The following is a 13,292-nucleotide window of genomic DNA, read 5'->3' as shown; positions in this document are numbered from 1 at the left end:
TTTTCTAAATCGAATTTCACAATTTTCACTGTCTTAGTAATAACTGCATTATTAATTTATTTTATTGACCTCTTAAATTCTGATAAAATCCTACTACTGAGCAAAAATTTATTCTTAATTATCAATCTCGGTTTTTTGATCTTTTTTATTGCTTATCCAGTTATAAGTCTAGCCAGAGAGTTTATAAGTGAAGATCCAAAAATTAATGGGTTACTTAATAACATACAGTTTACAGTGGCCATTTTATCATACCTCACTATTGCCTTTGGCTTCTATTATGGCAATAAGATAGAAATCGAAAACTAAAACAGTCATACTTAAAAACAACATACTGTACACCCTGTGGACTACCTAATATACATAGTGCTATTATTTGAGTTTGCTGCCGCAATCTCTGCCACTGTATATTATAAAAAGTACAAGTCAACCCCCTTAAAATGGATGCTACCGCTGTTATGGTATATCGCCATTAATGAGTTTACTTGCCACATACTACTAGCACCCTATAGATTTGAGATACTTTATAATTTTTACGAGGTTATCGTTTGTTTAGGCTTATTAATAATCACAAGATTGCATTTATCACATCATATACGCATCGCTATAGCAAATGTTTTAATTGCAATAAGCGCTATTGCATTTACTATTACTGCGATTACTCAAGACCCTTTTAATGACTGGCCTGTGTACTCATTTACGTTATCTACCATATTAATCATTATAGCACTCACGCTATACCTAGTAGAGCAATTAAGAAGTAATAAAATTGCAGCATATAGCAGAGATATCTTTTTGTGGGTGAGTATTGGTTTTTTAATATTCCATATCTCATATCCCGTTATAATGTTTTCGAGATACTTCCTTGTTACGGATAGTGTTTTTCTATATGAGGCAATTTTTCTTATTCAATTCATTGCAGTAATTGCGTGTTATGGCACGATTGCATTTGGTTTTTATAGAGGAGTACATTCAGCAACTTTAATAAGGCGCATCTTATGATTAAGGAGGAAGTTCTTGTCATATGGCTGGTCTGCGTGACTATTTTGTTTCTACTGTTTTTAGTAGCTACCCTATTTTGTGCGATTGCGTTATATTATCGGTTTGATAATAAGCCGCGATTGCCGTAAATACAGTTTTTCTTATTTTGATATGAAATTTTAATGTTGAGTACGTTTTCGCGAAAGCGTAATACAGCGCTCCACGAGTAAAAATCTTACAAAATCCATCTTTATAATTTATTACCTTTCAGCACTAACTTAAAGAAACCCCTACTTGAGTACTCTAATGTATATCTCAGAAATTATAGTGGCACTTGTGGCAACTATCTTCTTTTCTAAGTACAAACACCTCCCTATAAAAACCATACTGTATATTCTCTGGATAGCGGTCATCACAGAAAGTATGGCTAAAATATACTCACACTACTACCACAATAATCACTGGGCATATAACCTTTATGCATTCTTATTCTACATCTTGTTTTATAAGATGGTGTATGATCATATAGAAAATACGACTAGAAAACGTATTGTAACATGGTTATCTACAGCGATGATCATAACCATTATTATTAGAGCTTTTACAGTGCCTGTGGTCACGCACTATATGAGTATTATCTATAATATTGCCATGATCTTATTGGTCGTTTTACTTATGTATTATGCCATAGACCGTCTTAAGAGCGATGCACCTCTTAGGCTTAAAAACCAACTCGAACTTTTTGTTTTTGCTGGATACTTATTATTTGGTATCACCTTTATTCCATTAGCTCCATTTATGGTAGGCCAGATGGATTTTCAGTATTCAAAAGAATTATTGAACACCTTACGAGCAATCCAGACATTTTCTCTCGTAGTAACTAATATCATTTTAGTGTTTGGGTTTATATGGACAGACCCTAAAAAATTAAGTGCTTACGAAATGTAGGTGTTTATAGTACGCTTTCGCGAAAGCGTATTTCTAAAACCATCACACATTGACTTTGGGGTAAATGCCCTATGGGTAATCAATACCAAAATAAGTACCTTCAACATTCATTATAATTACTCCAATCCAAACTATGCTTTTTATCCAAAATCAAGATAATGGCACCTTGTTTATAGTCTTAGTGGCTATTACCATATTACTATTGCTACTAGTTGTTGTAGTGGTGCTCTTCTCTGTGTTTATGAAACGTAAGAACACCTTACTCTTAGAACAGGAGCACACAAAGAAAAAGTTTGAAAAAGAAATTGCAGAGACGCAGATAGAAATACGTGAAGAAACGCTACGCAATATAAGCTGGGAGCTCCATGATAACATAGGACAGCTACTTACGCTAGCCAAAATACAAACCCAAAATTGTGGTGGCAGCCAGCAAGATCTTGACGAGGCAGCAGCTACTATAGGCAAAGGCCTTACAGAAATAAGAGCGCTCTCTAAGCTCATAAATCCAGAGGCACTCAAAAATATGTCACTACCGGAAGCATTAAACTTAGAACTAGAACGCTTTAACAGAATGGCGTATCTAAAACCATCTCTCAAAATTACAGGAAGCCCTATTACTATAGATAAAAAGATAGAGACCATCATCTTTAGAATCTTACAAGAGTTTTTTACAAACACAATAAAACACTCCAAATCAACTAACCTTGATGTGTACCTAAACTATAAAATGGACACACTTAATGTTACCATAAAAGATAATGGCGTAGGCTTTAATTATAAAGAAGCAAGAGCAAAAAACGGCATCGGGCTTACTAACATCGAGACAAGAGCAAATCTAATAGGAGCTCTTGTAGACTACAAATCAAACGTAGGCGAGGGCACAACACTATCACTTACATACAAACCACAACCACAATGAAAACTATCGTTATTGTAGATGATCATACCTTATTGAGCCAGGCAATAAGCGGCTTAGTTAATTCTTTTGATAATTTTGAAGTACTCTACACTTGTAAAAATGGGCAAGAACTTCTGGACAATCTTCGTTTTGAAAATAAGCGTCCAGACATTATCTTAATGGATGTAAACATGCCCATTATGGATGGTATAGAAGCTACCGCACAAGTAAAGGAGCTTTACCCTACTATTCTCATACTAGCACTCTCTGTTGAAGAGGATGACCACACTATCTTACAAATGATACGCGCAGGCGCAAAAGGATATTTACTTAAGGACACCGAAAAAAAGACACTTGAAAATGCTCTCAACGAACTTGCATTAAATGGTTATTATCACACCAATACGGTGAGCCAACTACTTGTAAAAAGCCTAAATGGCAACAACAAAGATGCATTGCGAGATCGAGAGATCGAATTTATAAAACATGCCTGTACAGAGATGACTTATAATGAGATTGCAGATGTTATGTTTTTGAGTCCAAAAACTGTGCAAGGATATCGTGATAGCGTATTCTCAAAACTCAACTTAAAAAACAGGACAGGCTTGGTGATTTATGCACTTAAAAATGGGCTATTTAGACCCTAATAAGATGAAAATATAGGTTACGTTAATCTAGCCACTGCTTTAAGTACTTGCTCTAGCTTAGGCACATCAATCTCCTCTTGTGAATGATATCTAAGCGAGCGCAATTGCTTACGGCCTTCTCCAGCAATTAAAACATCATCAAATCCCTGTACAAGTATCCCCTTAGGAAAACCTATATCTACAAAAGTCTTTCTGAAATTTAAAAAGCAGAACATTTTACCGTTTAAGCTATAAAATGGTAAATGCCATTTATAACCCTCCTCTACGTCAGGAACGGTACGCTTAATCACTGCTTGCAACTCCATAAGCATAGAGCACCAAGGCTCTGGTTTAGCGAGGATGTATTCTTCGGCTGGGTTCATTGTTTTATTTTTTTTCTCTGTAATCTATATTTTTTTTACGCTTTCGCGAAAGCAAAACAACTCCTACTACATTACTAACTTGATAAAATGACATTGTGATGTGACATTGATTGTAGCTATTCAAAAAAACTATTGTGATGAATGCTTATCTTTCGCCTAGTAATCTCACTTCAATATAAGACAAAATACCTGATTCTTTATGATTGACTTATCTGGCTTAGACGTTGCCATTATTATTGCTCTTTTTGTAATCATTTTAGGCGTAGGTTTTTACGTAGGGAAAAGCGCAGGAAAAAATACCACGCAGTACTTTCTATCGGGTCGTAATATGCCGTGGTGGCTTTTAGGGCTTTCTATGGTGGCTACAACATTCTCTACAGATACTCCTAATCTTGTTACAGATATTGTACGTACTAACGGCGTCTCAGGTAACTGGGTATGGTGGGCATTTTTAGTCACTGGATTACTTACGGTATTTGTCTATGCAAAACTATGGCGCAAGTCTGAGGTAAAGACTGATATTGAGTTTTACGAACTGCGCTACGGTGGCGCTCCTGCTCGTTTTTTACGAGGATTCAGAGCGATCTACCTAGGGATTGTATTTAACGTACTCGCCATGGCTGGTGTAACTCTTGCCGCAATAAAAATAGGCGAAGTGATGCTAGGGCTTGATCCTGTGACTACTGTTGTTGTTGCTGGAGTGATTACGGTTGTTTTTAGTGCCATAGGAGGATTTAAAGGAGTTGTTTACACCGATTTTATATTATTCTTCGTCGCAATGGCAGGAGCTTTTGGAGCTGCATATTACATCGTAGGTATGCCAGAAATAGGCGGACTAGAGGCATTAATTTCGCATGAAAATGTAAAAGATAAAATCAATCTCCTTCCAGATTTTAACGATACAGAGATGCTTATCACCTTGCTCATTATACCGCTAGCGGTGCAATGGTGGAGTTCCTGGTATCCTGGCTCTGAGCCTGGAGGTGGTGGATATGTGGCGCAACGTATGCTTGCTGCCAAAGATGAAAACCACGCCATAGGAGCAACATTTTTCTATAACATCATGCACTACGCATTACGTCCATGGCCGTGGATTTTAGTAGCATTAGCGTCACTTGTAGTATTTCCAGACCTCGCAAGTATACAAGAGGCTTTCCCAAATATATCTGAAGATAAACTAGGCCAAGATCTAGCCTACTCTGCAATGCTCACGATGCTACCTAGCGGATTATTAGGTCTCGTGCTCGCATCACTCTCTGCCGCATATATGAGTACCATAAGTACGCACCTCAACTGGGGAGCATCTTACGTAGTAAATGACGTGTATGCACAACAAATTAAACCTGACGCAACGGAAAAGCAGTTAGTCGTTGTAGGTCGCATCACCACAGCCATACTTATGATAGTGAGTGCAGCTATAGCACTGGCGCTTACAAATGCAAAGCAACTCTTTGATATTATACTAATGTTTGGCGCAGGTACAGGACTCATTTTTATTTTGAGATGGTTCTGGTGGCGTATTAATGCGTGGACAGAGATCAGCGCCATGCTTGCCTCTGGTGTGATTTCTATCCTCATAGAGTTTACTTCACTGGGAGAAACGCTTTTTGGAGCTAGCGGAATGTTACCAGCGTATGCAAAATTTCCTTTTGTGGTATTTAGCTCGACGCTTATTTGGGTTGTTGTCACTTATCTTACACAACCAGAAACTAAAGAAACACTTTATGCGTTCTATAAAAAAACACAACCTGGAGGCCCAGGATGGAAGAAAATTATACTTCAAGCAGACCAAGAACAAGTAAACATCATAAAAACTACAGAAAAGTGGAGTGTCCCTATGGGAATTGTCGCCATGTTACTAGGTTGTGTATTAATTTATGGAGCTTTATTTACTACTGGTTACTTCATTTATGGCCAACTTACTAATGCATTCATCGGCCTTAGTATTTGCGCTATATCTGGAGGATTACTGCTTAGTGTTTGGAAAAAAATTAAAGGAAAAGTACTATAATGAGACTATCAATATTTATTACCCTTTTGTGTTTAAGCTTAGGACTACAAGCGCAAGAAACTACAGAGACATATCAAAAGGCTATCTCTTTATTAAAAAAAACGCCAGAGTTCAAACAGACGGGAGCCACAGCTATCACAGCTTCTAAGCAAACAGTGAGTTTTACAAACCAAGCCTATGCCTTCTGGCTAGATGGAATGGACACACGTTTTGCAGATAAGGATTTTGAGAATTTCTTTGGTGATTTATATCAGCCTATTGAGATTCCAGCTTTCAAAAAAGTGCGAGAAAAGAGAAGATCTCGCTACCAGCTTTATGTTTCTGAGACCGAGAATGATATGTTTGTGATAGAAATGCTTTCGCGAAAGCGTAAACGTACCGCAAAGTATCCTACGTTTTATCAAGGAGGAAGTACCTCATTTTTATTTGAAAAAACAGCAACAGGCGTTCGACTTGTTGAAACACTAACGCTGCAGAATAACTAGCGCATGATAGATTGCCAAAACATACTAGACAGCACTTATCAAAAGGTGTTGAAAATGGAAAATAAAGGAGCCGTTGCCAGCTATATACCTGAGCTATCGACAGTGAATCCTGATCAATTTGGCGTTTGTCTCATTACAAAAAACGGAGAACAGTTTACCTGTGGTGATGCCACGGTAAAGTTTTCTATACAAAGTATTGCTAAGGTATTATCCCTGAGCCTGGTGCTATCAAAAATAGGTGATAAGCTCTGGGATCGCATGGATTTTGAACCTTCTGGAACTGCTTTTAATTCGCTGGTACAACTGGAGAGTGAGAATGGGATTCCGAGAAATCCTCTTATTAATGCTGGGGCAATTGTAATGTGTGATATCATTTGTGACCTCTTTGATGACCCTAAAACGGCGTTATTAGATTACGTGCGAGAAGTATCAGGAATTAAGGATTTACAATACGCAACTGATATCGCAGCCTCAGAGCAGGCAACGGGATATCGAAATTATGCACTAGCAAATTTCATAAAGTCCTTTGAGAACATTCATAACACATGTAATCAAGTAACAGATTTATACTTTCACCTCTGCTCTATAGAGATGACGTGCGAGCAGCTGGCTTATACTTTTGGGTTTCTTGCAAATCAAGGTAAGCAGATCAAAACAGATATGAAAGTAGTAAAACCCGCTCAGGCAAAACGCATAAATGCCATTATGCAAACCTGCGGCTTTTATGATGAGGCTGGTGAGTTTGCCTTCCGTGTGGGTCTTCCAGGGAAGAGTGGCGTGGGTGGCGGCATGGTTGCCATTTTACCTAACGCATTTTCTATCGCCGTATGGAGTCCAAAACTCAATAAGCATGGTAACTCTTACCGTGGCATGAAATTCCTAGAGTACTTTACAGACGAGACTCAGGATACGGTGTTTTAAGAATTCCCTACCCTTTTTTACTTTCCTTTTTTGAGCAGAAGGGACATTGTTTATTTTGCGAGGTACCACCCGCTTTACATTACAATTACTCATTACGCTAGCGCTCCATTGCGGGATTTTTATTGCAATCGGGGCTATGGAGTCATGCAGTTGTTTCTTAAAGAAGGTACTTATGTATCGCAGTATCACCAATCATAATTTCTTTTAAAATACAAACTTCGCTCATCACCTACCTAGATTACCCTAAGCACATATCTCACAAACACTTAGAAAAAAATAACTTATAATGTTTGCGTAAAATCAAAATTAAAGTTTAACTTTGAATTTCAAAGTACTTTATTATGGAGTCATCAAAATATCTAGAAGACATTGCCAGCATCAAAACGATGATGAGCAAATCTTCCCGTTTTATGTCCTTAAGTGGATTATCTGGTATACTTGCTGGAGTGTATGCTCTTATAGCTGCCGTTGTTGCACATTATTTAATTCAAGGGCATATTCAATTATTTGCTTCAAGTAGAGAAGATTTTTTAAATCTCATTTTACGCATTTTTGCAACAGCAGAGCTTGCAGGAAACTTAATTATACTATTTCTAGTTACATTACTTCTCGCAATAGGCACTGGTATTATTTTGACCTATAAAAAAGCGGCAAAAAATAAAGAGTCCATCTGGGACAGTTCGTCAAAACGACTTATTGCAAATTTTGCCATTCCATTAGTTACGGGAGGAGTCTTCTCTATCGTACTTATACAATATGGTATAATAGGTCTTATTGCTCCAGCAACACTTATCTTCTATGGCCTTGCCTTAGTAAACGCAAGTAAATACACACTAGGAGATATCAAATACCTAGGACTTGCAAATATTATTATAGGCCTTATTGCTACTCAATTTATAGGATACGGATTGTATTTTTGGGCATTAGGCTTTGGCGTATTTCATATTATCTATGGAGCAATCATGTATAATAAATATGATAGACAAAAAGATGAGAAATAACTTACTACTAATTTTAGGACTTCTTCTTATAAGTTCTTGTTCAGAAAATACGCCGACAATAGTTTATGATGAAGATGACAAAGTCAATACTTCTGAGACAGTAAAAGATACCTTGAAGTATCAAATAGGAGATTTACCTATTAAAATTGATAGTTTAGATTATTTAATTCATCCAATTGGAGAAATAGCAGATTCGGAGAATAATAAAAAAAATACTTACAGTTACGGAGCGGATAATTATACCACCTTCCAACTTGCAACAGAAAGAGGGGATGAGATTTTTGGTCAAATGAAGAATCTATTATTTGAAAACATTAAAAATGGAGAGACAACATTATTGACTGATGAAAATATTGAAATTCAAAAAGTAAATTATTTGAGAGACGTAGCGGAATTATCTGGGAAAAATCACATCACCTATGAGGTAATAGATTCTGATACAAATAATGATCATACTTTAGACAATAACGATATACTTTCCCTTTATTTAAGTAATGGCGATGGAGTTGGCTTTCGAAAATTAACTAAAAAGAATAGCAACTTAATAGACTATAAAACTATACCAGAATTAAATCGTTTGTACTTCAAGAGTGTGTCAGACTCTAATAAAAATAGTGTGTTCGATAGGGAAGATGAAGTAATTTATCAATTTATTATTTTAGGTATTAACAAAATAATAGACTATAATCCAAGCAACTAATATTTTCGCGAAAGCGTAAACTACACACCACAGTAAATAGCCTATTCAAAATCACAAGAATGTCCATCATAAACAACATTAATAAAGCTTTTGATCATCGTATCCGCCTAGGGATTATGAGCGTGCTTATGGTGAATGAAAAAGCAGATTTTAAAGAATTAAAAGAGCTTCTAGGAGCGACAGATGGTAACCTTGCTAGTCACGCAAAGGCATTAGAAAAAGAGGCGTATATCGTTGTTCAAAAATCATTTATAGGCCGCAAGCCTAACACGAGTTATAGTGTTACAACCACAGGTAAAAATGCATTTAAAAAACATATTGAAGCGCTTGAAAAATTACTAGGCAACAACTAACTATATTTTTTTATCATTTTACTTTGAAATACAAAGTACTTTATAATTATGGAGACACTTCGCTATTTATTACTAGAACGCTTATATGAATGGAGTAAAATCCCGTATAGATTGCTTTTTAAAAAAGAAGCTGCTTGGGATATTTCTGTAAGAGAATTACTAGCCTATAGGCCACAGACGTTAGGGTACCATCTAGGTTGCTTCTTACTTATCCATCACTTCACTCCAGAACCTCAACTAGAAGATCACGACGTCTTTCACGTACTTACTGCTACTAGTATTGCTGTGCCTGACGAAATCGCCATGCAATGGCTACTCTTTGGGAATGGAAAGCGATCTCTATACCTCTTTATTGCACTCACCGTAGGTACAACATTATTTATAGATCATTTTAAGTCATTTATAAAAGCCTTCAAGAGAGGAAAAAAGGCAAATCGATTTTATAACCTCAATTACTTAGAGCTTCTCACAGAACCACTCGCAGATTTACAACATACTTTAAAAATCAAACTTTTATGAAAAATTCAATAATCAGATGTCTAGGCGCTATACTTTTTAGTCTTCTATTTTACGGTCAAAGCCTTGGCCTCAATATGCTATTATTTTCAATAATTTCAGTAGTAGCTGTTATTATCATTCGTCCGGAAACCAAGTCCAACAAATCATTTCTCCTTGCTGCAGGGCTCTATCTATTGAGTACCGTATTTGTATTTACAGTAAATAGTTTGCTAGCGATCACCACTTGTATTTTGGCTTTTATTGTATTCGCAGGTAGTATCTCGGGAATTAAAAACGCAGTATATGTCCAGTGGCTCAACGGACTGTATCAATCTTTGCTAGGTGCTTTACATAGTACGATGAATCCCAATAAAGACATCCCTAAGGTAAAAAGTAATCACAATTATAAATTTATCATCCTTACCACAGCTATTGTCACTACGCTGGTAGTGGTTTTTGCGATGCTTTATGGTAAAGCAAACCCTATACTAGGTGAATGGATTGCGGCTATTAATCTTGATTTTATAAACTTTAATTGGATACTCACTACAGCTATGGGGTATTATTTAATTATAAATCTAACCTCAAAAGCAGAGCTTGATGTTCTTACCACAATAGATCGCAATGCTTCCACTACTCTATCTGAACAACCTATATCTGACATTAAAGCTACTACCCTTAATAGAGAACAACTACTGGGCACCATTCTATTAGGAGCACTTAATGCGCTCATTATAATATTTATCACTACAGATATTTGGTATATACTTCATGATCCGCTTGCGGATGCAGCTACACTTTCTAACACGGTACACGATGGCGTGAGTGCGCTTATCACTTCTATTATTATTGCGATTACTACGATATTAATTCTCTTTAGAGGTGATCTTAATTTTTACAAAAAAAGTGAGACACTAAGGCGTTTTACCTATGTATGGATTGCGCTTAACATAATTATCATCCTATTCACGGCTTACAAAAACTATATGTACAGCAGTGGTTTCGGGCTTACTTACAAAAGAATAGGTGTCTTTATCTACCTCGCACTATGTATTGCTGGTATGATTACCACTTATGTAAAAATTGCTCGTAAACTCAATCTATTATTTATGCTCAAAGCAAATACCCGTACTGCTTTTGTGCTTGTTATCATGATTTCAAGTTTTAGTTGGGATCGTGTGATTACTACATATAATCTGCATGAAGTAGCCTCTCCAGATGTGAATTATCTCCTCTCTATGGGGAGTAGCAATGGAGATATTTTATACGCTTTCGCGAAAGCGCACCCCGAAAAACCTATGAATCGTACAAGTATTCAACATAGATATGAGCAATGGCAAACTTCTTTATCTGAAGAAACCTGGCAATCCAAAACACTTCTAGGCCTACTAAACCCAAACACCTCAACTTATGAAATTACCGACACCGCAGCACGCAATTAATCGATTTGCGATAAAGCTAGCAGCATTTAGTGCCTGTCTTGGGATCTTATTTGTATTTGTATATATGATCACAAAAGATAGTGAAGTTGCTATGGTAGGTTACTTACACTTGATCCCAACAATAATCGTACATCTCGTGGTTTTTATATGGGTATTCTTTAATGCTGCAATACATCGCAATGAACTTCCAGAGCATTTTTTGACACTAGTCATTATGCTATTAAATATTCCGCTAGCTTTTGCATGCGGGGCAATTGTTCTTAATTTTTTATAGTCATGGAAAAAATTATCATCTCAAAACTTAGAGAGTTCTATATTCTCATAGGAGGTCTTTTACTATGCTTCATTTTACTTGCAATACGCATTAAGATGACTGGTTCATTTTTCTTTCTCTTTTTGGTGTGGAACCTGTTTCTTGCATTTATACCCTATGCTTGCTCACTACTTCTAGTATCAAAAAAACAATGGATGCAATCTAGCTGGAAGTGGATTCCAATAGCAATGATATGGTTACTGTTTTTGCCTAATACGCCTTATTTAATAAGTGATTTACAGCATTTGCAACATAGCACCCCAGATGTTATTTGGTACGACATCTTAATGCTCACAACCTTTGTATGGTATGCGCTATTTATAATGTACTTAACGGTAAGTGACATGCAAAAGCTCCTAGTTTTAAAATTGAGACCTCAATATATTTTTTACGTTACCATAGGCATATTTATCCTCTGTGGCTTTGGCATTTATCTAGGTAGATTTTTAAGATGGAATAGCTGGGATATTATTCAGAACCCCTTAGGTCTTACTAACGACATATGGAATCAAATTAGACATCCATATATAAATAGTAAAACCTGGATGGTCACATTTGGCTATGCAGCTATCATAATACTTTCCTTTTTTGGGCTACAATTCACTCATTCAAAACACAAAAACTAATGCGCTTATCACTTAAATACATCATCGCATTCTTAGTCCTACTAGCAATGGAAATATTTATTGCCATTTACGTACATGACGATTTCATAAGACCTTACTTAGGCGATAGTATTGTTGTAGTGTTAATCTATGTGCTTATAATGGGGTTGTTTAATATTCCGAGAAGTTTTAAAAGCAAAAACATTACGGCGCTGGCGGTATTACTATTTGCTTTTATAGTAGAAGGCCTACAAGCAATTTCCTTTATAAACTACACAGGCCTAGCAGATAATAAACTCGCGCGCATTATTCTAGGCACCTCTTTCTCGTGGTGGAATATGCTTGCTTATGTAGGCGGATATCTCTTTATTATAATTGTCGAAAAACTTAGAGACCAAGCTTAGTCGCTCTCAACATCTCGCGTTTTCCTGGAGGTCCAGGTAACCGTTCTACTTGAAAACCTACAGCTTGCATTGCTCTCCTTGCAGCTCCTTGAGCGCAATATGTTGTCAACACACCGTTAGGTTTTAGTGCATTAAACATTTTTGTAAAAATCTCTTCTGTCCATAATGTTGGCTGAACTCTTGGACCAAAGGCATCAAAATAGATTAAATCAAAAACCTCATTATCCGTAATATCTTCAAAACGCTGCTTGCGTTTTGTAAGCTTAAAATGATCACTGATTTTTGACTCCTCTTCCCACGTAGCATCGTGTAACTTATTATAAATGCTTGTTGCATCCTCTTCCTCAAGCTGACTGGCATAATCCATCGCTGCAGCTTCCTCTTGAGAAACGGGATAAGCTTCTGCTCCCAAATAATTAAAAGAAACTTGATATTTATCTCCTTCAAAATAGGTGAGCAATGCATTGAGTCCCGTTCCAAAACCCATTTCTAATATCGCAATTTCTTTTTGATCTCGATGTTGTCCCACGTAGTGCTCTAGTCCTGTCATTAAAAATACGTGACGCGCTTCTTGTATCGCTCCGTGTTTAGAATGATACTGCTCATCCCACTCTGCAATGTGTATCGTCTTTGAGCCGTCTCCTGTCGTGATAATTTCTCTTTTCATTTGTGTTAGATAATACTAGTAAAAAAAGGGTAAGCCTGCGCCTACCCTTTTTTAATGAT

18 protein-coding genes are annotated in these 13,292 nt (G+C 36.6%); 16 read left to right on the top strand and 2 right to left on the bottom strand.

Annotation, left to right across the window (positions count from 1 at the left end; genetic code table 11):
- The first annotated feature begins 135 nt into the window (after positions 1–135).
- The 5 genes from JM84_RS15370 to JM84_RS04750 all read left to right on the top strand — a co-directional run bounded on the left by JM84_RS15370 (position 136) and on the right by JM84_RS04750 (position 3,471).
- Positions 136–306, top strand: a complete 171-nt coding sequence (locus JM84_RS15370; protein ID WP_158306998.1) for a hypothetical protein — start codon at positions 136–138, stop codon at positions 304–306.
- A 36-nt stretch (positions 307–342) separates the two neighbouring features.
- The gene (locus JM84_RS04765) at positions 343–999 is read left to right on the top strand and encodes a hypothetical protein (protein WP_013750194.1); all 657 of its coding nucleotides are present in this window, start codon (positions 343–345) and stop codon (positions 997–999) included.
- A 285-nt stretch (positions 1,000–1,284) separates the two neighbouring features.
- On the top strand, positions 1,285–1,926 hold the full coding sequence (locus JM84_RS04760) for a hypothetical protein (protein WP_013750195.1): 642 nt from the start codon (positions 1,285–1,287) through the stop codon (positions 1,924–1,926).
- A 133-nt stretch (positions 1,927–2,059) separates the two neighbouring features.
- A complete protein-coding gene (locus JM84_RS04755; RefSeq protein WP_013750196.1) occupies positions 2,060–2,845 on the top strand; it encodes a sensor histidine kinase in 786 nt (261 codons plus the stop codon).
- The gene (locus tag JM84_RS04750) at positions 2,842–3,471 is read left to right on the top strand and encodes a response regulator transcription factor (protein ID WP_013750197.1); all 630 of its coding nucleotides are present in this window, start codon (positions 2,842–2,844) and stop codon (positions 3,469–3,471) included. The genes JM84_RS04755 and JM84_RS04750 overlap by 4 nt, the downstream gene beginning before the upstream one ends.
- Positions 3,472–3,488: 17 nt before the next feature.
- On the opposite strand, the gene JM84_RS04745 is transcribed toward JM84_RS04750, so the two are convergent.
- The gene (locus JM84_RS04745) at positions 3,489–3,833 is read right to left on the bottom strand and encodes a DUF1801 domain-containing protein (protein ID WP_013750198.1); all 345 of its coding nucleotides are present in this window, start codon (positions 3,831–3,833) and stop codon (positions 3,489–3,491) included.
- Positions 3,834–4,032: 199 nt separating this feature from the next.
- Between JM84_RS04745 and JM84_RS04740 the strand changes: the two genes are divergently transcribed.
- From JM84_RS04740 to JM84_RS04690, 11 genes are all read left to right on the top strand, one after another.
- Positions 4,033–5,844 carry a sodium:solute symporter family protein gene (locus JM84_RS04740; protein WP_144783006.1) on the top strand — a complete coding sequence of 604 codons (1,812 nt, stop codon included), beginning with the start codon at positions 4,033–4,035 and terminating at the stop codon, positions 5,842–5,844.
- Positions 5,844–6,329 carry a hypothetical protein gene (locus tag JM84_RS04735; RefSeq protein ID WP_013750200.1) on the top strand — a complete coding sequence of 162 codons (486 nt, stop codon included), beginning with the start codon at positions 5,844–5,846 and terminating at the stop codon, positions 6,327–6,329. Before JM84_RS04740 ends, JM84_RS04735 begins: the two co-directional genes overlap by 1 nt.
- A 3-nt stretch (positions 6,330–6,332) precedes the next feature.
- Positions 6,333–7,250, top strand: a complete 918-nt coding sequence (locus JM84_RS04730; RefSeq protein WP_013750201.1) for a glutaminase — start codon at positions 6,333–6,335, stop codon at positions 7,248–7,250.
- 341 nt (positions 7,251–7,591) lie between these two features.
- On the top strand, positions 7,592–8,251 hold the full coding sequence (locus tag JM84_RS04725; RefSeq protein WP_013750202.1) for a hypothetical protein: 660 nt from the start codon (positions 7,592–7,594) through the stop codon (positions 8,249–8,251).
- Positions 8,241–8,951, top strand: a complete 711-nt coding sequence (locus JM84_RS04720) for a hypothetical protein (protein WP_144783003.1) — start codon at positions 8,241–8,243, stop codon at positions 8,949–8,951. Before JM84_RS04725 ends, JM84_RS04720 begins: the two co-directional genes overlap by 11 nt.
- A gap of 59 nt (positions 8,952–9,010) precedes the next feature.
- Positions 9,011–9,304 carry a winged helix-turn-helix domain-containing protein gene (locus tag JM84_RS04715; protein WP_013750204.1) on the top strand — a complete coding sequence of 98 codons (294 nt, stop codon included), beginning with the start codon at positions 9,011–9,013 and terminating at the stop codon, positions 9,302–9,304.
- A 48-nt stretch (positions 9,305–9,352) separates the two neighbouring features.
- Positions 9,353–9,823 carry a Coq4 family protein gene (locus JM84_RS04710; RefSeq protein WP_144783001.1) on the top strand — a complete coding sequence of 157 codons (471 nt, stop codon included), beginning with the start codon at positions 9,353–9,355 and terminating at the stop codon, positions 9,821–9,823.
- Entirely contained in the window at positions 9,820–11,244 is a 1,425-nt protein-coding gene (locus tag JM84_RS04705; RefSeq protein WP_144782999.1) for a DUF4153 domain-containing protein, read from the top strand. The genes JM84_RS04710 and JM84_RS04705 overlap by 4 nt, the downstream gene beginning before the upstream one ends.
- The gene (locus JM84_RS04700; protein WP_035334607.1) at positions 11,213–11,518 is read left to right on the top strand and encodes a hypothetical protein; all 306 of its coding nucleotides are present in this window, start codon (positions 11,213–11,215) and stop codon (positions 11,516–11,518) included. The genes JM84_RS04705 and JM84_RS04700 overlap by 32 nt, the downstream gene beginning before the upstream one ends.
- A 2-nt stretch (positions 11,519–11,520) precedes the next feature.
- Positions 11,521–12,183, top strand: a complete 663-nt coding sequence (locus JM84_RS04695) for a DUF1361 domain-containing protein (protein WP_144782997.1) — start codon at positions 11,521–11,523, stop codon at positions 12,181–12,183.
- A complete protein-coding gene (locus JM84_RS04690) occupies positions 12,183–12,566 on the top strand; it encodes a DUF2809 domain-containing protein (protein ID WP_144782995.1) in 384 nt (127 codons plus the stop codon). The genes JM84_RS04695 and JM84_RS04690 overlap by 1 nt, the downstream gene beginning before the upstream one ends.
- Here JM84_RS04690 and mnmD read toward each other — a convergent pair.
- Positions 12,550–13,233 (bottom strand): tRNA (5-methylaminomethyl-2-thiouridine)(34)-methyltransferase MnmD, encoded by a 684-nt coding sequence (gene mnmD, locus JM84_RS04685; RefSeq protein WP_144782993.1) that lies wholly within the window; start codon positions 13,231–13,233, stop codon positions 12,550–12,552. The genes JM84_RS04690 and mnmD overlap by 17 nt on opposite strands.
- Positions 13,234–13,292: the final 59 nt, after the last annotated feature.

Source organism: Dokdonia sp. Hel_I_63 (assembly GCF_007827285.1).
Classification (GTDB): domain Bacteria; phylum Bacteroidota; class Bacteroidia; order Flavobacteriales; family Flavobacteriaceae; genus Dokdonia.
Note: the sequence above shows the minus strand (reverse complement) of the source record. Positions and strands in the feature narration are given on the sequence as shown.

Coding starts and splice junctions, on each gene's coding strand:
- JM84_RS04760 (WP_013750195.1), top strand. CDS start 1,285: ATGTATATCTCAGAAATTATAGTGGCACTTGTGGCAACTATCTTCTTT.
- JM84_RS04755 (WP_013750196.1), top strand. CDS start 2,060: ATGCTTTTTATCCAAAATCAAGATAATGGCACCTTGTTTATAGTCTTA.
- JM84_RS04750 (WP_013750197.1), top strand. CDS start 2,842: ATGAAAACTATCGTTATTGTAGATGATCATACCTTATTGAGCCAGGCA.
- JM84_RS04745 (WP_013750198.1), bottom strand. CDS start 3,833: ATGAACCCAGCCGAAGAATACATCCTCGCTAAACCAGAGCCTTGGTGC.
- JM84_RS04740 (WP_144783006.1), top strand. CDS start 4,033: ATGATTGACTTATCTGGCTTAGACGTTGCCATTATTATTGCTCTTTTT.
- JM84_RS04735 (WP_013750200.1), top strand. CDS start 5,844: ATGAGACTATCAATATTTATTACCCTTTTGTGTTTAAGCTTAGGACTA.
- JM84_RS04730 (WP_013750201.1), top strand. CDS start 6,333: ATGATAGATTGCCAAAACATACTAGACAGCACTTATCAAAAGGTGTTG.
- JM84_RS04725 (WP_013750202.1), top strand. CDS start 7,592: ATGGAGTCATCAAAATATCTAGAAGACATTGCCAGCATCAAAACGATG.
- JM84_RS04720 (WP_144783003.1), top strand. CDS start 8,241: ATGAGAAATAACTTACTACTAATTTTAGGACTTCTTCTTATAAGTTCT.
- JM84_RS04715 (WP_013750204.1), top strand. CDS start 9,011: ATGTCCATCATAAACAACATTAATAAAGCTTTTGATCATCGTATCCGC.
- JM84_RS04710 (WP_144783001.1), top strand. CDS start 9,353: ATGGAGACACTTCGCTATTTATTACTAGAACGCTTATATGAATGGAGT.
- JM84_RS04705 (WP_144782999.1), top strand. CDS start 9,820: ATGAAAAATTCAATAATCAGATGTCTAGGCGCTATACTTTTTAGTCTT.
- JM84_RS04700 (WP_035334607.1), top strand. CDS start 11,213: ATGAAATTACCGACACCGCAGCACGCAATTAATCGATTTGCGATAAAG.
- JM84_RS04695 (WP_144782997.1), top strand. CDS start 11,521: ATGGAAAAAATTATCATCTCAAAACTTAGAGAGTTCTATATTCTCATA.
- JM84_RS04690 (WP_144782995.1), top strand. CDS start 12,183: ATGCGCTTATCACTTAAATACATCATCGCATTCTTAGTCCTACTAGCA.
- mnmD (WP_144782993.1), bottom strand. CDS start 13,233: ATGAAAAGAGAAATTATCACGACAGGAGACGGCTCAAAGACGATACAC.